Source organism: Pelagerythrobacter aerophilus (assembly GCF_003581645.1).
Taxonomy (GTDB): Bacteria; Pseudomonadota; Alphaproteobacteria; order Sphingomonadales; family Sphingomonadaceae; genus Pelagerythrobacter; species Pelagerythrobacter aerophilus.
Window position 1 is genome coordinate 162,004 of record NZ_QXFK01000015.1, and the last position, 24,298, is coordinate 186,301.

The following is a 24,298-nucleotide window of genomic DNA, read 5'->3' on the forward strand; positions in this document are numbered from 1 at the left end:
CGCGCGTGCTCGTGCTGCCCGCCCTGTTCGACGAGGCGAACAAGCTGCGGCGGCTGACCGTGGAGGTCATGCAGCGCCTCGATGCGGCAGGGATCGACTCGGCGCTGCCCGACCTCCCCGGCTGCAACGAGAGCCGCCAGCCACTGGACGCGCAGTCGCTCGACCACTGGCGCGCGTGCGCAATGGCTGCCGCGGCGCATTTCTCCGCCACCCATGTCTTGACCCTGCGCGGCGGGGTGCTGGCCGCTCCGCCCGAAATGCCGGGCTGGAATTACGCCCCTGTCGCTGGCCGGCAGGTGCTGCGCTCGATGCTGCGCGCCCGCACGATCGCTGCGCGCGAGGCCGGCCGCGAGGAGACGATCGAGGCGCTTCAGCAACTCGGCCGACGCGAAGGTGTGGAGCTGGCCGGCTGGCCGCTCGGCGCCAAGCTGTTCGCGCAGCTCGAGGACGCCGCGCCGCAGCCTGACTCGGCTCAGGTCGAGATCGATCAGGGAACAATCGGCGGAGGCGGCCTGTGGCTGCGCGCTGAGCCCGACGAAGCGCCGGAGCAGGCCGATACGCTGGCGGCAGCCGTCGCGATGGGCATCAGCACGGTATGAAGCGCCTACCGCTCACTTTCGCGTGCGAGGACTCGATACTGGCCGGGACGCTGGACACGGCGCCCGCCTCGATCGGCCTGCTGATGGTCAGCGGCGGCAACGAGATCCGCTCGGGTGCATTCTCCGGCCAGGCGCAGCTCGCCGCACGCATCCAGAAGGCGGGCTTCCCAGTGTTCCGCTTCGACCGCCGCGGCGTCGGCGACAGCGAGGGCGAGAACCGCGGCTTTCGCAAGAGCCGCAAGGACATCGTCGCCGCGCTCGACGCCTTCCGGGCCATTGCACCGCAGATGAACCGGGTGATCGGCTTCGGCAATTGCGACGCCGCCAGCGCGCTGATGCTCGCGAGGGGCGCAGGTTTCGACGCGCTGGTGCTTTCCAATCCGTGGACGGTCGAGGGCGACGACGACGCCATCCCCCCGCCCGAGGCGGTGCGGGCTCGCTATGCCGAGAAGCTGAAGAATCCGAAGGAGCTGGCGCGGCTCGTCACCGGCAAGGTCGATCTCGGCAAGCTCGCGCGCGGGATCGCCAAGGCGGCGTTGCCGAAGTCGGCGCCCAGCTCACTGGCGCAGGAGATGAAGGCCGGGCTGGAGGCATTCGACGGGCCGGTTCGAATTCTGCTGGCCGACGCGGACCGGACCGCGCAGGCCTTTGCCTCCGCCTGGGACTCGGCCGACGAGCGCGTGAGCTACTGCAAGGGCGCGACGCATGCCTATGTCGAGCCCGAGGCGCGCGAGTGGCTCTATCAGCAATTGCTCGCGGCGTTGCGCGCCTAGATCACGCTCATGTCCCGGCTCTCCGCCGGAACGCGGACTTCCAGGCCGTCGAGTTCGTCCGAAAGCACGATCTGACACGAGAGGCGGCTCGTGCGCTGAACCCCTGCGGCGAGGTCGAGCATGTCTTCCTCGTCCTCACTCGCGTCGGGCAGGCGAGCGAACCATTCGGCGGCAACGATCACATGACAGGTCGAGCAGGCCATCTGCCCTTCGCAGGTTCCCTCCAGCGGCATTCCGGCCGCCTGCGCCACCTCCAGCAGCGGGGTGCCCGCCTCGCCCTCGGCCTCTACCACGCGGCCCCGCGGCGTGACGAAGCGCACGCGCACGCTCACACGCCCTGCGCCTCCGCCGCCGCATTGATGAGACCGGCGGCCTCCTCGATCTCGGCGAGCGTGGTGTAGCGGCCGAACCCGAGCCGGATCGAACTCTTCGCCTGCGCATCGGTGAGGCCGATCGCGCGCAGTACGTGGCTCGGCGCGCCCGAGCCGCTGGCACAGGCGGACCCGGCAGAAAACATGACCTCGCGGCAGTCGCTCATCAGCCGCGCGACGTCGAGCCCGTCCTTGCGGATGTTCAGGTTGCCATGCCAGCGCGCCTCCGCGCTGCCGTTGAGCGTCCAGTCGGCGAACAGCTCGCGCGCACGGCGCCAGAGCGTTTCGATATGCGCGGCGTCCTCCGCCATCCGCGCCTTCGCAAGCTCGGCCGCCGCGCCGAAGGCTGCGCAGAGCGCAGGGCTCAGCGTGCCCGAGCGGATGCCTTCCTGCAGCCCGCCGGTGACCTGCGGATCGAGCTCCAGCCCATCACGCACCCACAGCGCGCCGATACCCTTGGGCCCGTGCATCTTGTGCGCGCTGATCGCAATCATGTCGGCGCCGGCGATCTCCCGCTTGCCGCAGGCCTGGACTGCGTCGCACAGGAACAGCGCACCCTTTTCCTGTGCGCGGTGGTGCCACTCGGCGACCGGCTGAACGGTGCCGATCTCGTTGTTGACCGACATGACGGCAACGAGCCCGATATCCTCCGGCAGCTCAGTCGCGAGATCGGTCAGCCCCTCTCGGTCGACCGGAATCTCCGTCACCCGGCCGAGCGCCCGGGCCGTGTCGCGCACCGAGGCGTGCTCGATCGCTGAGCAGGCAATCCCGGCCTTCCGGCGGCCTGCCGAACCGCGCATCGCGAGATTGACCGCCTCGCAAGCATTGCCGGTGAAGATCACCCGGCCGCCCGGCGGGAGCAGCGCCGCGACTCGCTCGCGCGCCACCTCGACCGCCGCCGCCGCCTGCCTGCCCATGCGATGCGGGCTGTGCGGGTTGGCGAAGCCGGTGCTGTCGGGGCCATCGAGCCAGCGCAGCATCGCCTCGCGTGCTTCGGGCGCGAGCGGGGTGGTAGCTTGGTAGTCGAGATAGATCATGCGGCGCCCTTTGGCATCAATTGCGCTCTCCGTCATCCCAGCGAACGCCGGATGACGAAACGTGAGGGATTATGCGTTCGACAGCTCCGCCCAGGCCTCGGCAAAGCGGTCGAGTTCCTCCGCCGTCGTGCTCCAGCCGAGACTGACGCGGATCGTGCGGGCGGCGGTCTCGTCGTCCACTCCGAAGGCCTCGAGCACGCGGCTCTTCTTCAGGGTGCCCGACGAGCAGGCGCTTCCAGCCGAGACCGCGAAACCCATGGCATCGAGCCGGATCAGCAGCGCCTGCGCGCTGAGGGCGGGATGCGTGAGAGCGAGGATATGCCCGCATTGCACCGCGCCGGGCATGACCCGCCGATCAGCCAGAGCAGCGGCGAACGACTGTCGCTGCGCCTCGCTGGTCGTCCAGCCGCCCAGCCTGCCTGCCTCCAGCGCGGCGGCAAAGCCGAGGATTGTGGGCAGGTTCTCGGTCCCGGCGCGATAGCCCCGCTCGTGCCCGCCGACCGGTTCGAGCATGGCGAAGTCACGCACGAGCAGCGCCCCCACACCGACCGGCCCACCGAGCTTGTGCGCCGAGACGACCACCATGTCGGCATCCGGCAGCGGCAGCTTCCCTGCGGACTGCGAGCAATCGGCAAGCAGCAGTGCGCCCGCCGCGTGGACACGGCTCCGAAGCGTGCCGGCATCGCTGGGCCAGACGAGCGTTCCCGTTTCCGGATTGACCTGCTGAACCGCTACGACCGCACGGCCAGGCTGCGCCAGCGCGGCGTCCAGCGCGGCGGGATCGACTTCGCCCGCGAGGACAGGCAGCACCGCAGCATCGGGTGCCGCCCGGAACACCGCGTCGTGCTCGACCGCCGAGACGATCCGGCGATCGGCCTTCGCCCGCTGCAGGGCGATGGCCAGCGCCTCGCTCGCACCCGAGGTGAAGATGACCTCTCCCGGCCAACCAAGCGCTGCCTTGACCCGTGCCCGGGCGTCCTCCAGCGCGGCCTTGGCCTTGCGCCCTTCCGCATGCGGGCTGGAGGGATTGGCCCACAGACCGAAACCCTCCTCCATCGCCGCGCGCGCTTCGGGGCGCAGCGGTGTGGTGGCGGCATGATCGAGATAGATGCGGTCCGGGATGGGGCGATGCTCGAAAGAATTGCGATTTCGGGTCGCCGCACTATATAGCCACCGACTTCGCGCACGCCACCCGGTCTGCAGCGGAACCCACATCTCCGGCAGGATTCCCCAATGCCCTCAGTGATCTTTCCCGGCCCCGAAGGCCGTCTCGAAGGCCGTTTCTCTCCTCCGCCGCGTCCGCGCGCGCCGGTCGCGATGATCCTCCACCCGCACCCCCAGGGCGGCGGCACAATGAACGAGCGCATCACGCAGCGGCTCTACAAGACTTTCGTGGACCGCGGCTTCGCCGTGCTGCGCTTCAACTTCCGCGGAGTCGGGCGAAGCCAGGGCAGCTTCGACAACGGCGTGGGCGAACTGTCGGACGCCGCCGCCGCGCTCGACTGGGTGCAGTCGATCCATCAGGAGGCGCAGACCACCTGGGTCGCTGGCGTCAGCTTCGGCGCGCTGATCGGCATGCAGCTCCTCATGCGCAGACCGGAGATCCGTGGCTTCATCTCGATCGCGCCGCCGGCCAACATGTACGACTTCAGCTTCCTCGCCCCCTGCCCGGCGAGCGGCATCTTCATCCAGGGCGCCGCCGACACCGTGGTGCAGCCCGGCGCGGTGACCAAGCTGGTCGAGAAGCTGCGCACGCAGAAGCACATCACGATCCACCACGAGGAAATCCCGCGCGCCAATCACTTCTTCGAGAACGAGATCGAGGATCTGATGGGGTCGGTCGACAACTACCTCGACTTCCGGCTGGATCCGGCCTGCCCGATCAAGTGACCGGGATGCAGCGGCTCCTGGTCACGGCAACGGGCGGCTGCCAGTGCGGCGCGGTGCGCTACCGCGCCACGGCCATGCTCGACAACGCGCACTTGTGCCACTGCCGCATGTGCCAGAAGGCGACCGGCAATCTGTTCGCCGCGCTCGTCGCCGCTCCGGACGACGCCCTGGAATGGACGCGTGGTACGCCCGCGACGTTCGAGAGCAGCGCCGGGGTCGAACGCGGTTTCTGCGCGCAGTGCGGCACGCCGCTGTTCTACCATGCACATGCAAACGGGCGCACGAACCTGACGATCGGCTCGCTCGACGATCCCGCGGCCTTCGCCCCGCAGTCGCAGATAGGGACCGAGGCCCGCATGCCGTGGTTCGATACGCTCCCCTCGCTCCAGGACGGCGGTGAGACCGAGGCGGGCGACAACGCCGAATGGGCCGCCGCAATACGGCGTACGAGCCGGCAGCACCCGGACCACGACTGACTGCCGCACGGCGGCTTTCCGCCGATCCTAAGTCCGGTTGCGCCTCGCAACGCGAAAGCGCTTGGCTGGAACATTAGTTATGTTGTATCATTCTTCTCAGTGAGGGCGTGCCCCGATCCTCGGAGGCGCGTCGAGGAGAGGAGAACGACATGGCCTATATCGATTCGCGCACGCCGCGGGACCGGGCGAAGTCCGTCGCCGGGGTGATCGTGGTTCACGGCGCAGTCGCCTACGCCCTGCTGGTCGGCCTGCAGGTCACCGGGGTGATCGAGGATGTGCCGAGGCTGACCGGCGAAACGGTCGTGGAAGTGCCGATCGAGCCCCTGCCCCCGCCCAAACCCGAAGTCACGCCGGAGAACACGCCGACACCGCCGACCTCCGTCCACGCTCCGCAGACGCCGCTCGACCTGACCGCCGAAATGCCGCCGATCGAGGTGCGCGACGTTCCGCTGCCGCCGATCCCCGAGGTGGTCCCCAACCTGTTCCCCAAGCCAGAGACCACGCCAGCCGCGCAGGCGACACCGGCGTTCGATCCGGTCGCACCCCGCCCGCGCAACGATCCGGGGCAGTGGGTAACCACCGCGGACTACCGCAGTAGCTGGATCAACCGCGAACTCACCGGCGTCGCCCGCTTCCGGGTCGAGGTCGGCACCGACGGGCGGGTGAAGAGCTGCACGATCACCGGCTCTAGCGGACATTCCGAGCTCGACCGGGCCACTTGCGATCTCGTCACCCGCCGCGCGCGGTTCGAGGCAGGCCTGGACGGCACTGGCGCGAAAACCGCGGCGACCTGGTCGAGTGCGGTGTCCTGGCAGTTGCCGGACTGACCTATCCGGCCTGGCCCTGCTCGACCCGGTCGAGCGGGGCCTCGCCCCCGGCGTCGGGCACCGTCCAGATCGCGATGTTGACGAAGCAGATCACCGCCAGCAGCACCATCAGCAGCACCTGCTTGCGCGAGCCGCCCCGGCGCCAGAGCACGAACGCGCCGAGCAGCAGCAGCAGACCCGCCAGCATGACGATCGACAGTACGGTACCCATCATGTGCGCGATACTCCTCCGCTAACGCCGCTCCGCCTAACCGCATCGCGCGCCCGCCGCCAGTTGGTTTGACAGCCGGGCGAGCGCGCGCCAGACATTGCGCATGACTCACATCACCACCGAAATCACCCGCCGCCAGGCACTTGCAGGCCTCGGCGCCGGCGCCTCCCTGCTCGCGCTCGGCGGATGCGAGCGCGTGCTCAGCCAGTCCGCCTCCACGCAATCCGGCGAAGGCGCCGCGCTGCTGGAGGATGTCGCCTGGAACCTGCTGCGCCACGAGCCCGAGCGTGCGACCAGCCTCGGCGTCGACACCGGCGCGCACGCCGCGCTGCGGGCCGAGCTCGAGGACCAGTCGCCGGCCGGCCAGAAGGCCTATGCCGAGACGCTGCGCACCGATCTCGCGCGCGTGCGCGCGTTCGACACCGCCTCGCTCGACGCCGACACCCGGACGAGTTTCGAAGTGGTCGAGAGCGCCTATTCGACCGCGCTCGACGGGTTCGCCCTGCCCTATGGCGACGTCGCGGTGGGGAGCTGGCGCAATTCGCCTTACGTGGTGATCCAGAACGTCGGCACTTACCTCGACATGCCGCGCTTCCTGGACACCAGCCATCCGGTGAAGACGGCCGCCGATGCCGAGGCCTATGTCGCTCGGCTCGAAGCGCTGCCAGCCGCGCTCGACGGCGAGCTCGCGCGGATCAAGGCCGCGCGGGACATGGGCCTTGTGCCGCCCGACTTCCTGCTCGATGCGGCAATCTCGCAGATGGAGCAGTCGATCGCCGAGACCTCCGGCGGTGGCACGATGGTCGATTCGCTCGTGACGCGCGCGAAGGAAGCGAGCCTGGCGGGGGACTGGGATGCTCAGGCACGGCCGCTGGTTACCGGGCCGGTCACCGAAGCGCTCAAGCGCCAGCTCGAGGAACTCAAGGCCGAGCGGGCGGTGGCGAAGTCCGACGCCGGCATGTGGGCGCGGCCGCAGGGTGAGGAATGGTATGCCTGGGGCCTGAAGGCGGCGACCACGACCACGCTCTCGCCCGACGAAATCCACCAGATCGGCCTCGACGAGCTCGACGAACTGCATGGCCGGATGGACCCGATCCTGAAGGAGATCGGGTACACCTCGGGTTCGGTCGGCGAGCGGATGCGGGCACTGGCGAAAGATCCGCGCTACAAGTTCGCGGAGGGCGATCCCGGCCGCAAGCAGATCATGGACTTCATCCACGAGCGAATCGAGTGGATCACCGCGCAGATGCCGCGCGCGTTCAACACGCTGGTCGATCCCAACCTCGAAGTCCGCCGCCTGCCCCCGGCCGAGGAACCCGGCGCGCCGGGCGCCTATGGCGGCGCGGGGAGCAAGGACGGAACGATCCCGGGGCGGATGTGGATCAATCTCCGTTCGACCGACATGCACCGCAAATACGACCTCGCGGACCTCACCTATCACGAGACGATCCCCGGGCACGTCTGGGAAGGCGAATATTCGAACCGCCTGCCGCTGATCCGCTCGATCCTCTCGTTCAGCGCCTTCTCCGAAGGCTGGGGCCTCTACGCCGAGCAGATCGCCGACGAGCTCGGGGCCTACGACGATTTCAAGGTCGGCCGCCTCGGCTATCTCCAGAGCCTCGCCTTCCGCGCCTGCCGGCTGGTGGTCGACACCGGCCTCCACCACAAGCGCTGGACCCGCGAGCAGGGCCGCCAGTTCTTCGTCGAGCGCAACGGCTCGCATCCCGACGAAGTGGCGAGTGAGGTCGACCGCTACTGCTCCTGGCCCGGCCAGGCTTGCGGCTACAAGATCGGCCACAGCGAGATCGTCCGCCAGCGCACCCGCGCGCAGGAGGCGCTGGGCGATGCCTACGACTTCAAGGCGTTCAACGACGCGGTGGTGCTCGGCGGCAATGCGCCGCTCGACGTCATGGCGAAGAACGTCGGCCGGTATATCGAGCGGGCGAAGGCGGGCTGAACCCCCTAGCCCAAAGGTAGGAACAGAAACGCCGCGCTCGTCAGGTGACGGCGCGGCGTGTTCGTCGCCCGGGCCGCGAGGTGCGGCCCGGGAAATCAGAGCGAATGGCTCAGTTCACGCTGTCCTTGAGACCCTTGCCGGCCTTGAACTTGGGCTGATTGGAGGCCTTGATCGTCATCGGCTCACCGGTGCGCGGGTTGCGCCCGGTCGACGCCTTGCGCCGCGCGACGGAGAACGTTCCGAATCCGACCAGTCGCACTTCATCCCCCTTGGACAGGGCCTTCGTAATCGAATCGAACACGCCTTCGACCGCGTTCGAGGCATCGCTCTTCGAAAGACCGCTGGAATCGGCGACGGCGCTGATCAGATCGTTCTTGTTCATTCTGGGAACCCCCTAAAGTCTCGATGAAAACCGGTTTCGGTGAATCGCCTCTCCGAAAGGAGCGATTTGAACGCGTTTTTGACGAGGCTGTCAAAGGCAAATCCCGCCGAATACGGATACGCGCCCGCGATCCGGCACGATTCGTCCCAAATCGCGCCGGATCGTGAGGTCCCGACGAGGCTACTGCGCTCAGTGCGCCGTGGCGGGGCGGTCTCCGAGCGGATGGCCCGGATGGGCCGGCTGGCTGGCGATATCGTCGGCCTCGGTCCATTCGATCGGCGCCGGCACGGCGACGAGCGCCTTCTCCAGCACCTGGTCGACGTGGCTGACCGGCACGATCTCGAGCCCGTCCTTCACGTTGTCCGGAATCTCGGCCAGATCCTTCACGTTCTCTTCCGGGATCAGCACAGTCTTGATCCCGCCCCGCAGCGCCGCGAGCAGCTTCTCCTTCAGCCCACCGATCGGGAGCACGCGCCCGCGCAAAGTAACCTCGCCGGTCATGGCAACGTCGGCCCGCACCGCGATGCCGGTCAGCATCGAGACGATCGAGGTGACCATGCCGATGCCCGCGCTGGGCCCGTCCTTGGGCACGGCGCCTTCGGGCAGGTGGATGTGGATGTTCTTGCGCTGGAAGATCGACGGCTTGATCCCGTAAGCGGGTGCGCGCGCCTTCACGAAGCTGAAGGCGGCCGCGACGCTTTCGGTCATGACCTCGCCCAGCTTGCCGGTCGTCTTGATCTCGCCCTTGCCCGGCGTGGTCACGCTCTCGATCGTCAGCAGCTCGCCGCCGACCTCGGTCCAGGCAAGCCCGGTGACCGCGCCGACCTGCGGCTCTTCCTCCGACATACCGTGCTTGAACTTCCGCACGCCGGCGAACTCGCCGAGGTTGTCCGGCGTGATGACGACGCTTTCCGCCTTCTTCTCGAGGATCCGGCGCAGCGACTTGCGCGCCAGCCGCGCGATCTCGCGCTCCAGCGTGCGCACGCCGGCCTCGCGGGTGTAGTAGCGGATCAGGTCGCGCAGCCCGTCCTCGGTCAGCTCGAACTCGCCTTCGGCCAGGCCGTGCGCCTCGATCTGCTTGGCGATCAGGTGACGCTGGGCGATCTCGACCTTCTCGTCCTCCGTGTAACCCTCAAGCCGGATGATCTCCATCCGGTCGAGCAGCGGCTGCGGCAGGTTGAGGCTGTTCGCGGTGGTCACGAACATGACGTCGGAGAGGTCGATGTCGAGCTCCAGGTAGTGGTCCTGGAACTTGGAGTTCTGCTCCGGATCGAGCACTTCCAGCAGGGCCGAGGCGGGATCGCCGCGGAAATCCTGGCCGAGCTTGTCGATCTCGTCGAGCAGGAACAGCGGATTGCTCGCCCCCGCCTTGCGCAGGTTGGTGACGATCTTGCCCGGCAGCGAGCCGATATAGGTCCGCCGGTGGCCGCGGATCTCCGCTTCGTCGCGCACGCCGCCCAGGCTCTGGCGCACGAATTCGCGGCCCGTCGCGCGGGCGATCGACTTGCCGAGGCTGGTCTTGCCGACGCCGGGAGGGCCCACGAGGCACAGGATCGGGCCCTTGAGCTTCTGCGTGCGCGCCTGCACCGCAAGGTATTCGACGATCCGGTCCTTGACCTTCTCCAGCGCGTAGTGGTCCTCGTCGAGGATCGCCTGCGCTTCGGCGATGTCCTTCTTGAGCTCGCTCGTCTTGCCCCACGGCAGGCCGAGCAGCACGTCGAGGTAATTGCGGATGACGGTCGCCTCGGCGCTCATCGGCTGCATCGACTTGAGCTTCTTGAGCTCGCTCTGCGCCTTGGCCTTGGCTTCCGCGGAGAGTTCGAGCGTGTCGATCTTCTCCTGCAGCTCGGCGATCTCGTCGCCTTCCTCGCCGTCGCCGCCGCCGAGTTCGCTCTGGATCGCCTTGAGCTGCTCGTTGAGGTAATATTCGCGCTGGGTCTTCTCCATCTGCCGCTTCACGCGGCCGCGGATCCGGCGCTCGACCTGCAGGACCGAGAGCTCGCCCTCCATGAACGAGAGCACCATCTCCAGCCGCTTGAGCGGGTCGCGCTCGGTCAGCACGGCCTGCTTGTCGGCGACCTTGGCGCTGATCGCGGCGGCGATCGTGTCGGCAAGCTGGCCGGCGTCGTCGATCTCCTCGAGATCGTCGCCCGCGCCCTCGCCCAGCTTCTTGTTGAGCTTGGCGTACTCGCCGAACTGCTCGACCACCTGGCGCATCATGGCGACGACTTCGCTGCCCGAGGCGGTTTCAGGCTCCAGCACGGAGACTTCGGCGACCATGAAATCACCGTTCGGCCTGATCTCCTCCAGCCGCGCCCGCGCCGTGCCCTCGACCAGCACGCGGACCGTGCCGTCGGGCAGCTTGAGGAGCTGGAGCACCTGGGCGACCACGCCCACGTCGTAGAGATCGTCCGCGCCGGGATCATCGCACCCGGGATCGAGCTGGGAGAGCAGGAAGATGTCCTTGCTGCCCTCCATCGCCGCTTCCAGCGCCGCGACCGACATGTCGCGGCCGACGAAAAGCGGGACGACCATGCCGGGGAAGACGACGATGTCGCGCAGGGGGAGGAGAGGGTGTTGCTGGTTCATGCTGTCAATCCGTCCGTGGAGCGCGGACAGCGCGCCCCGTTTGACCCTGGATATGGGAACCCGCCGCGCGGGCCGCAATGCCGGCGATGGCCGAAGCTGTTGACACATGTGACGCGGTGGCGGGGCAAAGTGTCACCTTGTGGCGCCGCTTTCCCCGAGCCGGTCCGCGCATACTGGAGGCGCGGGGGAGCTGGCTCGGCGGGACGAGGCAACGAGACTCGGCATCGGATGACGATGGCAAATCGGGGCCATGTAGGAAAATGGTTTAGGGCGAAGCGGCTTTGCAACCGGCACGGCAGCGCCTAATATCACCGCATGACGTTCATGATCTTCCATCGCGCAGCGGCATTCCCGCTCGTTTGAGCGGATCGCGATAGCGAACCGATCGGCGCCACGATGAGCGGGCGCCGCGAACTCCTGCACATTCGATTGGAAGTCCCTCATGACCCCTGACACCACCGCTGCGCCCGATGCCGACGCAATTGCCGCGTTCCTTGCCGACGGCTTCATCCGCATCGACCGCGCGTTCTCCCAGGCGATGGCCGAGGAAGCCCGCGCGATCCTCTGGCGCGATACCGGCTGCGATCCGCACGACCGCTCGACCTGGACCCGACCCGTCGTACGACTCGGCCACTATGCGCAGCCGCCGTTCCGCGATGCGGCGAACGGCCCCGCGCTCCACGCGGCCTTCGACGCGCTGGTCGGGCCCGGGCGGTGGCTGCCCCCGATGGCACTCGGCACGTTTCCGGTCCGCTTCCCCTCGCCCGAAGATTCGGGCGACGACGGCTGGCACGTCGACGTCAGCTTCGGCGAGGAAAATCCGGATTTCATGGAATGGCGCGTCAACATCCACAGCAAAGGCCGCGCGCTGCTCATGCTGTTCCTGTTCTCCGACGTCGGGCCCGAGGATGCGCCGACCCGCATTCGTGCCGGGTCGCATATCGACGTCGCGCGCCGGCTCGCCCCCGCAGGCGAGGTCGGGCTGACGCTGCGCGAACTGGCCGCCGATGGGTTTGCGGCATCGGCCGACCGGCCCGAGGTGCTCGCCACCGGCGAGGCCGGCACGGTGTATCTGTGCCACCCGTTCCTGGTCCATGCGGCGCAGCGCCATCGCGGAACCGAGCCCCGCTTCATGGCCCAGCCCCCGCTCCTCCCGCGCGAGCCGATCCGTCTCGAGCGGGAGGACGGTGCCTACTCGCCGGTCGAGCAGGCGATCAGAATGGCAATCGGAACCTAGCGCCGGCCGCCCGGTGCTTTCGGCCGCGTGTAAGAAATCCCCTCCCGCCTGCTACTAACGGCGCGAAGGTGGGGAAAATGACCGACGCCGAACGCAACCGGATTTTCGAGGAGTGGATCGAGGCGCACAAGGCGATCCTGTTCAAGGTGGCGCGCGCCTACGGCTCGACGCATGCGGACCGCGAAGACCTGTTCCAGGAGATCGCACTGCAGGTCTGGCATTCGGTCGCGGCATTTCGCGGCGATTCCGCGGTCGCCACCTGGATTTACCGCGTGGCGCTCAACACCGCCCTCGCGTGGAGCCGGAAGGAGCGCAAGCACGGCACCGGGCGACAGGACTTCGACGCGGCGACCGCGCTGCTGGTTGCCCCGCCGGATCGCGATCCGCGGCTCGAGTGGATCTACCGGCAAATCGCCGAGCTCGACGAGGTGAACCGGTCGCTCGCGCTGCTGATGCTCGACGGCTTCAGCTACCGCGACATGTCGCAGATCCTCGGCCTCGGCGAGAGCAACGTCGGGGTCAGGATCAACCGCATCAAGGCGGCGCTGACCGCCCGGCTGGCGAAGGAGCAGACCGATGGACTTTGACCAGATGATGGACGCCTGGAAATCGCAGGACGAGCGGCCGCTCTACGGCGTCAACGGCGACCTGCTGCGGCTGGTCCTCCGGCACGAGCAGGCCGATATCCGCCGCGCGCTGCGCTGGGACCAGTGGACGACGTACGTGGTCGGAACGGTCATGGCGGCGGTCGCGATCGCTTCGCTATGGGCGTTTCTCCATCTTCGCGGCATGTCGGTTCCGGCCGTCGCGGCAATGTCGGCCGCGCTGGGCGCCGCCATGCTGTGGATCGGGGCGCTGTGGCTGAGCCGCCGCCGTCAGTCCGTGCGGGAACGCGAGTTCGGCAGCACGCTGCAGGAGGAGGTCCGCCGCAACCTCTCGCTGATCGACTACCGGCTCTCGCAGGTCGGGCGCTGGAGCAACCTGCTGCTCTGGTCGGCTCCGATCGTGGCGAGCGCCTCGCTGATCGTCTGGCTGATCATGGAGATCAACGGGATCGAGGACCTCTGGCTGACTGCCGGGACCGCCGCCTTCCTGATCGTCTCCATCGCGGCGACCACTTACGAAAGCAGCCGCACGGCCCGGCAGGAGCTCCTGCCGCGCCGGCAGCGGCTGGCGGAATTGCTCGAGATGCTGAATTCGCCGTGAGGTGAGCACGTGGCGGGCAGGTCCGATCGCCCGGCCCTCGCCCGGTCAGTCCAGCGCGATCCCCGGATACCATCCGCTCTGCGCCAGGAGCGCACGCGCGTCGGGGGCCTCGATCAGATCGCGGATTGCGGCGCGCTTGTCGGGTGCGCGGCGGTAGTAGGCTTTGGCGATGCGGTAGCCGACCCAGTAGCCGAGCTGGCCGGGATCCTCCGCGGTCGTGTTGTCGAACCAGGCGGACAGGTCGGTCTTGCCGACGTCGGCGAGGAAGCGGGTTTCGATCTCGCGCTCGCGCCCCTCGGCCGAGGCGTGGACCGCAACGTTGGCAAGGCCGCCCGAAATCAGCTCGCCCACGAATTCGGCCACGCCTTCCGCGATCGTGCGCTGCAGCACGGTCGGCGCGTCGCGCTCGGCGGGCTGCTGCACATGGATGTATTCGTGCGCGATCACGTTGACGAAGCGGTCGTCGGCATCGCCGCCGAGGACTTTCGCCGCCAGGTCGGAGCACATCCCTTCGAGCGCGACCTGCACGCCGTGTCCGCGCTCGGCGATGGCGATCGGCTTGCCGCGGCTCACCAGGATCGTCACCGGCGGCTTCTCCGCTTCGGGATAGATCTCGAGCAGGTTGCGGAAGGTCCGCTCCAGCCGGTCGGCGATCCGTGGGAGGGAGGCGAGGCAGGTCCGCGCGTTGGTGTAGAGTTCGGGCCTTTCCGCAAGCGCGCGAGCGATGTTCTCGGCGTTGACGTTGCGCGCCGCGAGCAGGTGACGCAGGCCGGTCGATCCCCGGTCGAGATAGTCACGCTGGATCTGTTCGGCGCTCGGCTGCCCGCCGGTGGCTTCGTAGAGATCGTAGAAGCGCGCGACGTCTTCGGTCTGGACCTCGATCGCGGCGGGCGCGGGCGGCGTATCCACTGGCGGAGCGGGTGGAGCGCAAGCGGCCAGCAGGCAGGCCGCGGCGCCCGCGAGGCTCGCGCCTGCGGCGGGCCTCACACGCACCTCCGGCCGGATCGGTCTGCCCCCCGGGCGATCATCCCATTCCCGGCAGGTTGAATCCCGGCGGCAGCCCCAGGCCGCCCTGCATCTTCTTCATTTCCTCGCCCGAGACGCGGTCCGCCTTGTCGCGGGCGTCGTTGAAAGCGGCGGTGACGAGGTCCTCGACCATCTGCTTCTCTTCCGGCTTCATCAGGCTCTCGTCGATCTCCACGCGCAGGATACGGCCCTTGGCGCTGGCGCGGACCTTGACCAGCCCGCCGCCGGCGGCACCCTCGACCTCGATCGCGTCGAGCTTGGCCTGCATCTCGCCCATCTGGCTCTGGATCGTCTCGGCGGCCTTCTGCGCGGCCTGAATCATCTCTTCCATCGATTGCATCGAATAGTCCTCTTTCGTCTCGTCAACGGCCCCAGGCGGCACGGCCGGAGCTGTGGATCTCGGCTTCCTCGACCGGTTCGGCCTCGGGAAACGCGGCATAGGCAGCCTCGACCAGCGGGTGCGCACGCACTTTCGCCTGCTCCGCGGCCTTGGCGGCCTCATCCTGCTCAACGAGCGAGGGCGCACCTTGTTCTTCGCATTGTTCGACGATCCAGCGCTGACCGGTCGCGGCCGTCAGGGCATCGCGCAGTTGCGGCGCGATGTCGTCGCGGAAATGGGCGGCGCGAGCGTAGCGCAGCGTGCCCATTTCGAGCGCGACCACGCGGATCTGCAGTTCCATGATGCTCGCTGCGTGGTGGTGTCCCGCGGCCCGGACCTGATCGACCAGCTGCCGCCAGTCGAGCGCCGCCGCCGGGGCACCGCCGCCCGCGCCCTGCCCGCCGCCCGCAGGCACGGCGATGCCGTTCGCAGCCATTTCATCGAGCTTCTTCGCCAGCTTGCCCGGGTCGGGCAGGTCGGCGGCATGGAGCACGCGCAGCAGCGCCATCTGCGCCGAGACCAGCGGATCTGGCGCCTGACGCACTTCCTCATGCCCCTTGAGCAGGAGCTGCCACAGGCGGTGGAGCTGCCCGGCGGACAGGCGGCCGGCCCATTCGGCCAGCGCGGCGCGCTCCTCGGCGCTCGGCGCTTCGGGCTCGCCGCCGCCGATCTGGGCGACGGTAATGCGGTGAACGAGGTCCATCAGCCCGCGCATCAGCGCCAGCGGTTCGACCCCGAGCGCATACTGGTCGGCGACTGCGGCGAGCAGGCCCTTGGCATCGCCTTCGAGGATCGTGCCGAGCAGGCGGCGCTGGGCGCTCTTGTCGGCAAGGCCGAGCATGTCGCGCACGAGCGCCGCCGTCACCTTGCCCTCTTCGCCCATGTCGGCATGGGCGATCGCCTGGTCGAGGATCGAGAGCCCGTCGCGCACCGAGCCTTCGGCTGCGGCGGCAATCATGTGCAGCGCCTCGGGCTCGGCCGCCACGCCTTCCTCCTCGCAAACCCAGGCGAAGTGCGCCTGGAGCAGCTCGGTCGGGATGCGGCGCAAGTCGAAGCGCTGGGTGCGGCTGAGCACCGTGACCGGCAGCTTGTCGACCTCGGTTGTCGCGAAGAGGAACTTCACATGCGCCGGAGGTTCCTCAAGTGTCTTCAGCAAGGCATTGAAAGCATTGCGCGACAGCATGTGAACTTCGTCGATGATGTAGATCTTGTAGCGGGCGCTGACTGCAGCGTAGCGGACCGCCTCGATGATCTCGCGTACGTCGTCGACGCCGGTATGGCTGGCGGCGTCCATCTCGATCACGTCGATATGGCGCCCCTCGGCGATCGCCTTGCACGGTTCGCACACGCCGCAGGGATCGATCGTCGGGCCGCCCTCACCGTCCGGCCCGACGCAGTTGAGCGCCTTGGCGATCAGGCGCGCGGTCGAGGTCTTGCCGACCCCGCGCACGCCGGTCATCAGGAAGGCATGGGCCAGCCGGTCGCGCGCGATCGCATTGGCGAGCGTGCGGACCATCGGCTCCTGCCCGATGAGCTGGGAGAAGGTCTGCGGCCGGTACTTGCGCGCGAGCACGCGGTAGGGCTGCGCGGAGGTCTCGGGCTTGGCGGCGGGCGCAGACGCGGGTTCGGGCGGCGGTGGCGGCGCGTCGCCGAACATGGCCGACTGGCCCGCCGCCTCGAGCTCGGCGGCGCTCGGCTCGGTCTGGTCCTCCTCCCCGGTATCCCAGGGGAGATCGCCCGAAGTGTCCGGTGAATCACCCATGCGCGTTTAGGTAGGGCCAACCGCCGCCAATGTCATGCATGGCGGCTCAAACCGGCGGTGAAAACGGCCGTGCGCGACGGCGGGGTGTGAAAAGCGGGTGAAAAAGGAGCCGAGCGACCCGCTGCCATCCGTTATGGCTGCTTCCTTCCGGACCTGACCAGGTTGGCGGACGCGAACGTCCACCCGACTCCCGCGGCGCATATGGCGGGGGACCGGGCGAATTGCAACCGTCGAGGCCCACCCTGCTGCGACTAGCCAGCAAGCTGGCAAGTCTCGCGCCCCTCCCGCAGGCGGGAGGGGTAACCGGTGCGCCCTACGCTTTCACCTCATTAGCGGAAATTGTCCGCGTAGGCCTGGATCTTGAGGTGGCGCGGAGGCGTCGCATGAACGCGGGCGGGAATGCCGTACTTCGCGGCATAGGCCTGCGCGGCTGCCATGTCGGGGAACGTGAGCACGACCTGCGACTGGGTGTCGGCGCTGCCGGTCCAGCCCATCAGCGGGTCCGGGCGCTGCGCTTCGGAGCGTTCGAATTCGAGCACCCATTCGTCGGTGCGCGCCTTGCCGGACTGCATCGCATTCTTGGGTCGCTGATAGATTCGTGCAGACATTCTCGTTTCGTCCTCAAACGCCGGGCGGCGGGCATCCGCCCGTCTTGGCTTCGCAGTCGCGCTTGCGGGCCGTCTTTGCGGCCCGAGGCCGCCAAAATCAAGCGCCTCCGTTCGAGAAGGCGTTCTTCGTCTTGAGGCTCGGAGCTTCGGCCCACGGCTCCTCCGGCCAGCGGTGTTTGGGGTAGCGGCCCTTCATGTCCTTGCGCACCTCGGCCCAGCTTCCGCGCCAGAAGCCGGGGAGATCGCGCGTCGCCTGGATCGGCCGCCCGGCAGGACTGGTGAGCTTGAGGAGCAGCGGCGTATCACCGACCATCGGATGCCGCTCGAGCCCGAACAGCGCCTGCACCCGCACCTCGACGCTCGGCGCGTCGTCGCCGGTATAGTCGATCGCGTGATGCGTGCCGGCGGGCGAGACAAACTCGCGCGGAGCGGCGCGGTCGAGGCGCTGGCGGCTGTCCCAGTCGAGCTGGCCGAGCAGCGCGTCGACCAGCTTGCCGCGCGACACCGCGAGATCGCGGCGCCCTTCGAGCAAGGGCCGCAGCCAGAGGTCGGCCGTTTCCGCAAGCGCTTCCGGCAAAAGCGCTTCGATCCCGGCGTAGCGCGCGCGGGCGAGGAGTTCGGGCGGGAGCAGCGTCCCCAGGCTCTCCACCGCCTTTTCCACAAGGATATCCACAACCGCTGCCGGGTCCGGCGCGGGATCGGGGCCGCTGGCGAGCACGATCGCGCCGAGGCGGCGTTCGAGCCGCGCCTCGACCCTGCCCTCGCCCCCGTTCCAGCGCAGGACCGAGCGGCGCTCGATCCGTTCGGGCAGCCAGCGTTCCAGGTCCGCCTCCTCCAGCGCCAAAGCGGCGGTGATCCGCGCGCCTTTCGCCTGCCCCTGCGCGTCGCCGATCGCCAGCCATTCCGCGCGCGCCAGCGGGCTCGCCGGATCGAGCACGAAGCCGCGCCCGCCCGCCGAAAGCCAGTGCTCGCCCGAGGGATCGCGGCGACGCGCTACGTTGTCGGGCAGGCCGGCGGCGAGGAGAATGGCGGAAGGGACGTCGCCATCTGCCGGCCCGGCGACTTGCCGCGCCGCCCGCTCCGCCCAGCGCGCCGCGAGCTTGCGGCTCGCCTCGGCGCGGGGGGAGCGGTCGGCGTTCCAGCGCTGGAGGCGCGCGCCGAGGTCCTCGCCGCGCCCGCCGAGGCCGCGTTCCTGCAGCAGCAGTGCGATCTTCGCGGCCTCGCGCGCTGCGCCCTGCTCCGCGCCGAACAGGACCATCGCGCCGTGTGCCGGGTCGAGCGGCAGGGCCGCAAGCATTTCGCCGCGCGGGGTAATCCGCCCTTCCCCGTCCAGCGCGCCAAGCCGCATCAGGCGCTCGCGCGCGGAGGCGATCGAGGCGGCGGGCGGCGGATCGAGCCAGGCGAGCGAGGCCGGGTCCGCCGTGCCCCAGCGCGCGAGGCTGAGCGCGAGCGGCGCGAGGTCGGCCGTGGCGATCTCCGGCAGGTCGAATTCCGGGCGGCCGGGGTGCGCGGCCTGTTCCCACAGGCGGTAGGCGACGCCCGGTCCCTGCCGCGCTGCGCGGCCCGCGCGCTGCCCGACCGAAGCCTGGCTCGCCCGGCGGGTGACGAGATGCGTGGTGCCGGCCGCGCGGTCGAACTCGGCATGGCGGGCGAGGCCGCTGTCGACCACCACCGACACGCCGTCGAGCGTCAGCGAGGTCTCGGCGATAGCCGTGGCGAGGACGATGCGGCGACGGCCCTGCGGATCGCGGCGGATGGCGGCACGCTGCCCGGCCGGCTCGACCTGACCATGCAGCGGGAGAATCGGCACGTCCGGCAGGCGCTCGGCCAGCCGCTCGCGCGTGCGCTCGATCTCGCGCACCCCGGGAAGGAAGGCGAGCACGTCGCCGCTCTCCTCGCGCCAGGCGGTGAGCACGGCCTGCGCCATGGCGTCTTCGACCCGTTTGTCGGGTGACGATCCCAACCATCTGATTTCCAGCGGAAAGGCCCTGCCTTCACTCTCGATCACCGGCGCCTGTTCGCCCAGCAGGCGGGCGAAGCGCGCACCGTCGATCGTCGCGGACATGACGCAGAGGCGCAGGTCTTCGCGCAGCACCGCGCGGCTTTCGAGCGCGAGCGCCAGGCCGAGGTCGCTGTCGAGATGCCGCTCATGCGCCTCGTCGAACAGCACGGCGGAGACACCGGCGAGCTCCGGGTCCTCGACGATCCGGTTGACGAAGATCGCCTCGGTCATGACGAGCACGCGGGTGCGGGCCGAAGTGCGGCTGTCGAGCCGGGTCAGATAGCCGACCGTCTCGCCCGCCTTCTCCCCAAGCAGCTCGGCCATCCGCTCGGCCGCGGCGCGCGCGGCGACCCGGCGCGGGCTGAGGAGGATCACCTGCCCCGTGCACCAGTGCTCGCCAAGCAGCGCAGGCGCTACGGCGGTCGTCTTGCCGGCGCCCGGCGGCGCGACCAGCACCGCCGCGCCGGACGTGCGCAGCGCGGCGAGGAGGTCCGGCAGGACGGTATGGATGGGGAGGTGGTCTGGCATTTCGTCCGCTCTACCGACCTCGCCATTCGGGGGAAAGCGGATCGCCCGACCAAAGCCCTCTCCCGTTGACCCTTCGGGTGAGCTTCGCTTCCAGGGGAGAGGGTTGGGAGAGGGAGGACCCGCGCAACGTTCGCCGTCCGTTGCGGCTTCAGCCCCTCTCAACTTCGGCTAGCGAGCAAGCTCGCAAGCCTCCGTATCTCTCCCCTGAAGGGGAGAGAGCGTGACCCCCTAATACCCCCGCGCCACCGCGAAATGCGCGGCTTCGGCCATGGCTGCGCGGGCCTTGCCGTCGGGGAAGATCGAGATCGCGTCGACCGCGCGGGCGGCGAAGTGGCGGGCGCGGTCGCGGGTCGCCTCGACCGCGTCGTACTTGCCGATCAGCGCGATCGCTTCGGCGAGGTCGTCGTCCGACGTCCGGTGGCCGGCGATGGCGGCCTGCCAGAACTTGCGTTCCTCCGGCGTGCCGCGGGCGTAGGCGAAGATCACCGGCAACGTCATCTTGCCTTCGCGGAAGTCGTCGCCCTGGTCCTTGCCCATTTCGGCAGCGTCGGAATCGTAGTCGATCGCATCGTCGACGAGCTGGAAGGCGACGCCGAGATTGCGGCCGTAATCGTCGAGCGCCTGCTCCTCCCGCTCGCCGCATTCGGCGACCACGGCGCCGATCCGGCTGGCGGCGGCGAACAGCGCAGCGGTCTTGGCGCCGATGATCTGGAGGTAGCGTTCCTCGCTCGTCTCGATCTGGCGCTGCGCGGTGAGCTGGGAGACTTCGCCCTCGGCGATGATCGCGCTCGCGCCGGAGAGGATCTTGAGCACCTTGAGGCTACCGTCCTCGGTCATCAGCTCGAACGCGCGGCTGAACAGGAAGTCGCCGACCAGCACCGTCGCCGGATTGCCGAAGATGATGTTCGCGGCGGCCTTGCCGCGCCGGAGCTCGCTGCCGTCGACGACGTCGTCGTGCAGCAGCGTGGCGGTATGGATGAACTCGACCGCCGCGGCGAGCTTGTGGTGGCGCGCGCCCTGGTAACCGACCAGCTCCGCCCCCGCGAGCGTCAGCATCGGGCGCAGGCGCTTGCCCCCGCCCGAGATCAGGTGCCCGGCGAGGCGCGGAATCAGCGGAATGTCGCTCTGCATCCGCTCGAGAATCACGGCATTGACCGCGTTCATCCCGTGCGCCGTCAGCGCAAGCATCGGGTCGAGCGTGGGGCGGCGGCGCGGCAGGGGAACGACGTCGGCTGTCATGGGGCGCACGCATTGCTGCGGCAAACAGAGCTTGGCAAGCTTGGAATTGCGCGCTGCTGCGTGATAAGCCCAGCCGTGATGCCCGATTCCAACTCTGCAGGCGATGCGCAGCTCGCCGCCTTCCGCCGCAGCATCGACAATATCGACGCCGCCCTGATCCACATCCTGGCGGAGCGGTTCCGCATCACCCAGGCCGTGGGCGAGTACAAGGCCGCCAATGCGCTGCCTCCGGCCGACCCGGGGCGCGAGCAGAAGCAGATCGCACGGCTGCGCAAGCTGGCCGAGGAAGCCCGCCTGGACCCCGAATTCTCCGAAAAGTTCCTGCGCTTCATCATCGATGAAGTGATCCGCCACCACGAACGCGCGCGCGGCGGCTAGGCGCCGCGTCAGTCGTCGCGGTCGCGCCGGTGGCGACGGCGGTCGCGCCGATCTTCACGCCGGTCGCGGCGATCGTCGCGCCACTCCTCGCGCCGCTCGCGGCGGTTTTCGCGCCAGTCCCGGCGACGCTCGCGCCGGTCTTCCCGCCAATCACGGCGGCGGTCGCGGCGATAATCGGACCAATTGTCGCGCCATTCGTGATCGCGATACCGCTCGCGATAGGCCCGGCGGCGCGCTTCCCAGTGGCGGCGCGTGGAATCGTTCCAGCGATGACGGCTGCCGCTACGATCATAGACGTAATATCCGGTGCCCGGATAGTAATAGTCGTCGTACCAGCCGTAGTACGACGAGCCGTAGCCGTCGTAATACCCGTCGTAATAGCCGCCATAGCCGTACGACGCGCTGCCGTATCCATAACCGTCGCCGTAAGTGCTGCATCCCGCGACGGCGAAGGTCGCCGCCACGGCGAGCGCGGAGCGTGTGAGGGGTGATGCCATTTGCTCTCTCCCGAGCGATTTTGCTCTTCGGCCCGAGTCGACCCGGGCGAATTTGCTTTTTGAAGCCAGGAGCTTGCGCGCTCCGTATTGAACCCGGCGTGAACCCGCGCCCGAAGGGCTACCCGCTGCGGGGCAGCAGCAGTCTGACCAGCAATCCGCCGAGGTCTTCGCTCTCCCCAAGGTCCACGCTGCCACCGTAGATCTCCGCCACGTCGCGCACGATGGCGAGGCCGAGGCCGGTGCCCGGCTTGTCGGTGTCGAGCCGCGCGCCGCGATCGAAGATGCGGATGCGCTCTTCCTCGGGAATGCCGGTGCCGTCGTCCTCGACCCAGATCACGCAGCGTTCGGCCTCGGGCTCGGCGTCGATGGTCACGAACACGCTGCCGCCGCCGTACTTGGCGGCGTTCTCGATCAGGTTGCCGAGAATCTCGTCGAGGTCCTGCCGCTCGATCGCGACGCGCACTTCGCGGTTGCCGTCGATGTCGAAGCGAACGTCCGGATAGAGCCGCTCGACCGCGCGGCGCACCGCTTCCGCGCTGTCCCACACCGTCGTCCGCGCATGGCCGACCGAGCGCCGGCCGACGGCGCGCGCGCGGGCGAGGTGGTGGTCGACATGGCGGCGCATGGCGCGCGCCTCGCGGATCACCGTGTCGGCGAGATCGGGCGCGTGCGCGGTGGCGGCGTTGTTGACCACGGTCAGCGGCGTCTTGAGCGCGTGGGCGAGATTGCCGGCGTGGGTGCGCGCCTCCTCCGCCTGCCGCTCGGAATGGGCGAGGAGCATGTTAATCTCCTCCACCAGCGGCTGGACCTCCAGCGGCAGCGGGTCCGACACCCGGTTGCTTCCGGTCGTGCGGATCCGCTGGATCGCCGCGCGGATACGGCGCAGCGGCAGCAGGCCGTAGTAGCTCTGCAGCACGGCCATGGCGAACAGGCCCAGGCCAAGCGCGGCGAAGCTCCACACCAGGATCGATCGGATGCGCGCGATCTGCGCATCGAGATTCTCGCGCGCGGAGGCGACCATGAAGGTCCAGCGCGTGTTGCTTTCGGGCAGGATCACCGTGCGCTCGACCACGCGCAGCGGCTCTTCGGGGAACTGGTTGTTGTCGTAGAAGTGCGGCTCGTGATCGACGTGGTCGCCCTGCGGCTTCAGCGTCCGGTCCCACAGCGACTGCGAGGGCTGCGCGCCGAGGGAGAACGATTCGAAGCCCTCGCGGCCCTCGGCGGTGATCTGCCAGTACATGCCGCTGTTCGGTTCGAGGAAGCGCGGCTCGCCGATCGGACGGATGAAGTAGACCTCGCCGTCCGGGCCCACTTCGGAAATCACGATCATTGTGTTGAGCAGGTAGCCGAGCTGCTCGTCGAAGCTGTTCTGGACCTGATTGGTCAGCGTGCGTTCGAGCGCGATCCCGCCGCCGACGAGGAGCACGAGGATCCAGCCCGCGGCAATGAGCAGCATGCGCCGCGCGAGGCTGCCCGTATGCGGCGTCTGGCCGTCGCTCTCGCCGTCCACGGCGCCGTCGCCGGACGGAGCCTCCGGCTCGCCGGAGGCGGGCGCCGACTTCGGGGCGTCAGGCGCGCGGGGCGTCTGCGGGGTCGTCGAGGCTGTAACCGAGGCCACGGATGGTCGTGATGACTTCCGCACCCAGCTTCTTGCGGATGCGGGTGACGAAGACCTCGATCGTGTTCGAATCGCGGTCGAAATCCTGATCGTAGATATGCTCGATCAGTTCGGTGCGGCTGACCACCTTGCCCTTGTGGTGCATGAGGTAGCTCAGCAGCTTGTATTCCTGCGCGGTCAGCTTGACCGGCTCCCCCTTGAGCGTGACCCGGCCCGAGCGCGTGTCGAGCCGCACGTCGCCGGCGGTCAGTTCGCTGGAGGTATTGCCCGAGGCGCGGCGGATCAGAGCGCGCAGGCGGGCGATCAGCTCTTCGGTCTGGAAAGGCTTGGCGAGATAGTCGTCGGCCCCGGCGTCGAGCCCGGCAACCTTGTCGGACCAGCTATCGCGCGCGGTCAGCACGAGCACGGGAAAACCGCGCCCTTCCCGGCGCCACATGCCGAGCACGGTGAGCCCATCGATTTCCGGCAGGCCGAGGTCGAGGATGACCGCATCATAGTCCTCGGTCGCGCCGAGGAAGTGACCGTCCTCGCCATCGGTCGAGAGATCGACGGCATATCCGTTCTGTTCGAGCGTGGACTTGAGCTGCTGGCCGAGCGTGGGTTCGTCCTCGACGATCAGGATGCGCATTGCTGGTTCGTTCCCCCTGGATCAGGCTGACGCTAAGTGGGCTTTCGGGGTGAACGCGTCAACAAGGGAGCAGGTTTC

Annotated in this window: 25 protein-coding genes and 1 other RNA gene; 10 read left to right on the plus strand and 16 right to left on the minus strand. The window is 68.8% G+C overall.

What is annotated here, in order from left to right; genetic code table 11:
* The first annotated feature begins 5 nt into the window (after positions 1 to 5).
* Both D2V04_RS08010 and D2V04_RS08015 read left to right on the plus strand, forming a co-directional pair.
* Entirely contained in the window at positions 6 to 599 is a 594-nt protein-coding gene (locus tag D2V04_RS08010; RefSeq protein WP_228766322.1) for an alpha/beta hydrolase family protein, read from the plus strand.
* Positions 596 to 1,372, plus strand: a complete 777-nt coding sequence (locus tag D2V04_RS08015; RefSeq protein WP_119512864.1) for a hydrolase 1, exosortase A system-associated — start codon at positions 596 to 598, stop codon at positions 1,370 to 1,372. The genes D2V04_RS08010 and D2V04_RS08015 overlap by 4 nt, the downstream gene beginning before the upstream one ends.
* On the opposite strand, the gene D2V04_RS08020 is transcribed toward D2V04_RS08015, so the two are convergent.
* The 3 genes from D2V04_RS08020 to D2V04_RS08030 form a co-directional block, all read right to left on the minus strand.
* Complete coding sequence (locus tag D2V04_RS08020; protein WP_119512985.1) at positions 1,369 to 1,698, minus strand: 2Fe-2S iron-sulfur cluster-binding protein; 330 nt, start codon at positions 1,696 to 1,698, stop codon at positions 1,369 to 1,371. The two genes, D2V04_RS08015 and D2V04_RS08020, sit on opposite strands and share 4 nt — an antisense overlap.
* A gap of 2 nt (positions 1,699 to 1,700) precedes the next feature.
* On the minus strand, positions 1,701 to 2,780 hold the full coding sequence (locus D2V04_RS08025; RefSeq protein WP_119512983.1) for a cysteine desulfurase family protein: 1,080 nt from the start codon (positions 2,778 to 2,780) through the stop codon (positions 1,701 to 1,703).
* Positions 2,781 to 2,849: 69 nt separating this feature from the next.
* Complete coding sequence (locus D2V04_RS08030; protein ID WP_228766327.1) at positions 2,850 to 3,836, minus strand: cysteine desulfurase family protein; 987 nt, start codon at positions 3,834 to 3,836, stop codon at positions 2,850 to 2,852.
* A 177-nt stretch (positions 3,837 to 4,013) separates the two neighbouring features.
* Between D2V04_RS08030 and D2V04_RS08035 the strand changes: the two genes are divergently transcribed.
* The 3 genes from D2V04_RS08035 (at position 4,014) to D2V04_RS08045 (ending at position 5,973) form a co-directional block, all read left to right on the plus strand.
* Positions 4,014 to 4,670 (plus strand): alpha/beta hydrolase, encoded by a 657-nt coding sequence (locus tag D2V04_RS08035; protein WP_119512868.1) that lies wholly within the window; start codon positions 4,014 to 4,016, stop codon positions 4,668 to 4,670.
* A 5-nt stretch (positions 4,671 to 4,675) separates the two neighbouring features.
* Positions 4,676 to 5,146: a GFA family protein gene (locus tag D2V04_RS08040; RefSeq protein WP_119512870.1), complete on the plus strand. Its 471-nt coding sequence runs from the start codon at positions 4,676 to 4,678 to the stop codon at positions 5,144 to 5,146.
* A gap of 149 nt (positions 5,147 to 5,295) precedes the next feature.
* Entirely contained in the window at positions 5,296 to 5,973 is a 678-nt protein-coding gene (locus D2V04_RS08045; protein WP_119512872.1) for a TonB family protein, read from the plus strand.
* A 1-nt stretch (position 5,974) separates the two neighbouring features.
* Here the strand turns inward: D2V04_RS08045 and D2V04_RS08050 are convergent, their stop codons facing one another.
* A complete protein-coding gene (locus D2V04_RS08050) occupies positions 5,975 to 6,187 on the minus strand; it encodes a hypothetical protein (RefSeq protein ID WP_119512874.1) in 213 nt (70 codons plus the stop codon).
* A 100-nt stretch (positions 6,188 to 6,287) separates the two neighbouring features.
* On the opposite strand from D2V04_RS08050, the gene D2V04_RS08055 reads away from it, so the two are divergent.
* Positions 6,288 to 8,141 (plus strand): DUF885 domain-containing protein, encoded by a 1,854-nt coding sequence (locus D2V04_RS08055; protein WP_119512876.1) that lies wholly within the window; start codon positions 6,288 to 6,290, stop codon positions 8,139 to 8,141.
* 109 nt (positions 8,142 to 8,250) lie between these two features.
* Here D2V04_RS08055 and D2V04_RS08060 read toward each other — a convergent pair whose 3' ends face one another.
* Complete coding sequence (locus D2V04_RS08060; RefSeq protein ID WP_119512878.1) at positions 8,251 to 8,523, minus strand: HU family DNA-binding protein; 273 nt, start codon at positions 8,521 to 8,523, stop codon at positions 8,251 to 8,253.
* A gap of 189 nt (positions 8,524 to 8,712) precedes the next feature.
* Positions 8,713 to 11,112, minus strand: a complete 2,400-nt coding sequence (gene lon, locus D2V04_RS08065; RefSeq protein ID WP_119512880.1) for an endopeptidase La — start codon at positions 11,110 to 11,112, stop codon at positions 8,713 to 8,715.
* A 442-nt stretch (positions 11,113 to 11,554) separates the two neighbouring features.
* On the opposite strand from lon, the gene D2V04_RS08070 reads away from it, so the two are divergent.
* From D2V04_RS08070 to D2V04_RS08080, 3 genes are all read left to right on the plus strand, one after another.
* On the plus strand, positions 11,555 to 12,349 hold the full coding sequence (locus tag D2V04_RS08070) for a phytanoyl-CoA dioxygenase family protein (RefSeq protein WP_119512882.1): 795 nt from the start codon (positions 11,555 to 11,557) through the stop codon (positions 12,347 to 12,349).
* 77 nt (positions 12,350 to 12,426) lie between these two features.
* A complete protein-coding gene (locus D2V04_RS08075) occupies positions 12,427 to 12,936 on the plus strand; it encodes an RNA polymerase sigma factor (protein ID WP_119512987.1) in 510 nt (169 codons plus the stop codon).
* Positions 12,926 to 13,555, plus strand: a complete 630-nt coding sequence (locus D2V04_RS08080; protein WP_147391799.1) for a hypothetical protein — start codon at positions 12,926 to 12,928, stop codon at positions 13,553 to 13,555. The genes D2V04_RS08075 and D2V04_RS08080 overlap by 11 nt, the downstream gene beginning before the upstream one ends.
* 45 nt (positions 13,556 to 13,600) lie before the next feature.
* On the opposite strand, the gene D2V04_RS08085 is transcribed toward D2V04_RS08080, so the two are convergent.
* The 7 genes from D2V04_RS08085 to D2V04_RS08115 all read right to left on the minus strand — a co-directional run bounded on the left by D2V04_RS08085 (position 13,601) and on the right by D2V04_RS08115 (position 21,099).
* Positions 13,601 to 14,464, minus strand: a complete 864-nt coding sequence (locus D2V04_RS08085) for a gliding motility protein GldB-related protein (protein WP_182849707.1) — start codon at positions 14,462 to 14,464, stop codon at positions 13,601 to 13,603.
* A gap of 115 nt (positions 14,465 to 14,579) precedes the next feature.
* Positions 14,580 to 14,921, minus strand: a complete 342-nt coding sequence (locus tag D2V04_RS08090; RefSeq protein WP_119512888.1) for a YbaB/EbfC family nucleoid-associated protein — start codon at positions 14,919 to 14,921, stop codon at positions 14,580 to 14,582.
* A gap of 22 nt (positions 14,922 to 14,943) precedes the next feature.
* Positions 14,944 to 16,722, minus strand: a complete 1,779-nt coding sequence (locus D2V04_RS08095; RefSeq protein WP_119512890.1) for a DNA polymerase III subunit gamma/tau — start codon at positions 16,720 to 16,722, stop codon at positions 14,944 to 14,946.
* Positions 16,723 to 16,821: 99 nt separating this feature from the next.
* An RNA gene (ffs, locus tag D2V04_RS08100) (signal recognition particle sRNA small type) lies at positions 16,822 to 16,916 on the minus strand.
* 135 nt (positions 16,917 to 17,051) lie between these two features.
* Complete coding sequence (locus D2V04_RS08105) at positions 17,052 to 17,330, minus strand: NADH dehydrogenase ubiquinone Fe-S protein 4 (protein ID WP_119512892.1); 279 nt, start codon at positions 17,328 to 17,330, stop codon at positions 17,052 to 17,054.
* Positions 17,331 to 17,427: 97 nt separating this feature from the next.
* Positions 17,428 to 19,860 carry an ATP-dependent helicase HrpB gene (hrpB, locus tag D2V04_RS08110; protein ID WP_119512894.1) on the minus strand — a complete coding sequence of 811 codons (2,433 nt, stop codon included), beginning with the start codon at positions 19,858 to 19,860 and terminating at the stop codon, positions 17,428 to 17,430.
* Positions 19,861 to 20,088: 228 nt separating this feature from the next.
* The gene (locus tag D2V04_RS08115; RefSeq protein WP_119512896.1) at positions 20,089 to 21,099 is read right to left on the minus strand and encodes a polyprenyl synthetase family protein; all 1,011 of its coding nucleotides are present in this window, start codon (positions 21,097 to 21,099) and stop codon (positions 20,089 to 20,091) included.
* Between the two features lie 78 nt (positions 21,100 to 21,177).
* Between D2V04_RS08115 and D2V04_RS08120 the strand changes: the two genes are divergently transcribed.
* Complete coding sequence (locus tag D2V04_RS08120) at positions 21,178 to 21,477, plus strand: chorismate mutase (RefSeq protein WP_119512898.1); 300 nt, start codon at positions 21,178 to 21,180, stop codon at positions 21,475 to 21,477.
* A gap of 8 nt (positions 21,478 to 21,485) precedes the next feature.
* On the opposite strand, the gene D2V04_RS17920 is transcribed toward D2V04_RS08120, so the two are convergent.
* The 3 genes from D2V04_RS17920 to D2V04_RS08135 all read right to left on the minus strand — a co-directional run bounded on the left by D2V04_RS17920 (position 21,486) and on the right by D2V04_RS08135 (position 24,220).
* The gene (locus D2V04_RS17920) at positions 21,486 to 21,974 is read right to left on the minus strand and encodes a hypothetical protein (protein WP_182849708.1); all 489 of its coding nucleotides are present in this window, start codon (positions 21,972 to 21,974) and stop codon (positions 21,486 to 21,488) included.
* 118 nt (positions 21,975 to 22,092) lie between these two features.
* Positions 22,093 to 23,592: a sensor histidine kinase gene (locus D2V04_RS08130; RefSeq protein WP_228766323.1), complete on the minus strand. Its 1,500-nt coding sequence runs from the start codon at positions 23,590 to 23,592 to the stop codon at positions 22,093 to 22,095.
* On the minus strand, positions 23,543 to 24,220 hold the full coding sequence (locus D2V04_RS08135) for a response regulator transcription factor (protein ID WP_119512900.1): 678 nt from the start codon (positions 24,218 to 24,220) through the stop codon (positions 23,543 to 23,545). Before D2V04_RS08135 ends, D2V04_RS08130 begins: the two co-directional genes overlap by 50 nt.
* Between the last annotated feature and the right edge of the window lie 78 nt (positions 24,221 to 24,298).

Bases quoted from the DNA above. Each gene is read 5' to 3' on its own strand.
- D2V04_RS08015 (WP_119512864.1), top strand. From the start codon at position 596: ATGAAGCGCCTACCGCTCACTTTCGCGTGCGAGGACTCGATACTGGCC.
- D2V04_RS08025 (WP_119512983.1), bottom strand. From the start codon at position 2,780: ATGATCTATCTCGACTACCAAGCTACCACCCCGCTCGCGCCCGAAGCA.
- D2V04_RS08030 (WP_228766327.1), bottom strand. From the start codon at position 3,836: ATGGAGGAGGGTTTCGGTCTGTGGGCCAATCCCTCCAGCCCGCATGCG.
- D2V04_RS08035 (WP_119512868.1), top strand. From the start codon at position 4,014: ATGCCCTCAGTGATCTTTCCCGGCCCCGAAGGCCGTCTCGAAGGCCGT.
- D2V04_RS08040 (WP_119512870.1), top strand. From the start codon at position 4,676: ATGCAGCGGCTCCTGGTCACGGCAACGGGCGGCTGCCAGTGCGGCGCG.
- D2V04_RS08045 (WP_119512872.1), top strand. From the start codon at position 5,296: ATGGCCTATATCGATTCGCGCACGCCGCGGGACCGGGCGAAGTCCGTC.
- D2V04_RS08050 (WP_119512874.1), bottom strand. From the start codon at position 6,187: ATGATGGGTACCGTACTGTCGATCGTCATGCTGGCGGGTCTGCTGCTG.
- D2V04_RS08055 (WP_119512876.1), top strand. From the start codon at position 6,288: ATGACTCACATCACCACCGAAATCACCCGCCGCCAGGCACTTGCAGGC.
- D2V04_RS08060 (WP_119512878.1), bottom strand. From the start codon at position 8,523: ATGAACAAGAACGATCTGATCAGCGCCGTCGCCGATTCCAGCGGTCTT.
- lon (WP_119512880.1), bottom strand. From the start codon at position 11,112: ATGAACCAGCAACACCCTCTCCTCCCCCTGCGCGACATCGTCGTCTTC.
- D2V04_RS08070 (WP_119512882.1), top strand. From the start codon at position 11,555: ATGACCCCTGACACCACCGCTGCGCCCGATGCCGACGCAATTGCCGCG.
- D2V04_RS08075 (WP_119512987.1), top strand. From the start codon at position 12,427: ATGACCGACGCCGAACGCAACCGGATTTTCGAGGAGTGGATCGAGGCG.
- D2V04_RS08080 (WP_147391799.1), top strand. From the start codon at position 12,926: ATGGACTTTGACCAGATGATGGACGCCTGGAAATCGCAGGACGAGCGG.
- D2V04_RS08090 (WP_119512888.1), bottom strand. From the start codon at position 14,921: ATGCAATCGATGGAAGAGATGATTCAGGCCGCGCAGAAGGCCGCCGAG.
- D2V04_RS08095 (WP_119512890.1), bottom strand. From the start codon at position 16,722: ATGGGTGATTCACCGGACACTTCGGGCGATCTCCCCTGGGATACCGGG.
- D2V04_RS08105 (WP_119512892.1), bottom strand. From the start codon at position 17,330: ATGTCTGCACGAATCTATCAGCGACCCAAGAATGCGATGCAGTCCGGC.
- hrpB (WP_119512894.1), bottom strand. From the start codon at position 19,860: ATGCCAGACCACCTCCCCATCCATACCGTCCTGCCGGACCTCCTCGCC.
- D2V04_RS08115 (WP_119512896.1), bottom strand. From the start codon at position 21,099: ATGACAGCCGACGTCGTTCCCCTGCCGCGCCGCCGCCCCACGCTCGAC.
- D2V04_RS08120 (WP_119512898.1), top strand. From the start codon at position 21,178: ATGCCCGATTCCAACTCTGCAGGCGATGCGCAGCTCGCCGCCTTCCGC.
- D2V04_RS17920 (WP_182849708.1), bottom strand. From the start codon at position 21,974: ATGGCATCACCCCTCACACGCTCCGCGCTCGCCGTGGCGGCGACCTTC.
- D2V04_RS08135 (WP_119512900.1), bottom strand. From the start codon at position 24,220: ATGCGCATCCTGATCGTCGAGGACGAACCCACGCTCGGCCAGCAGCTC.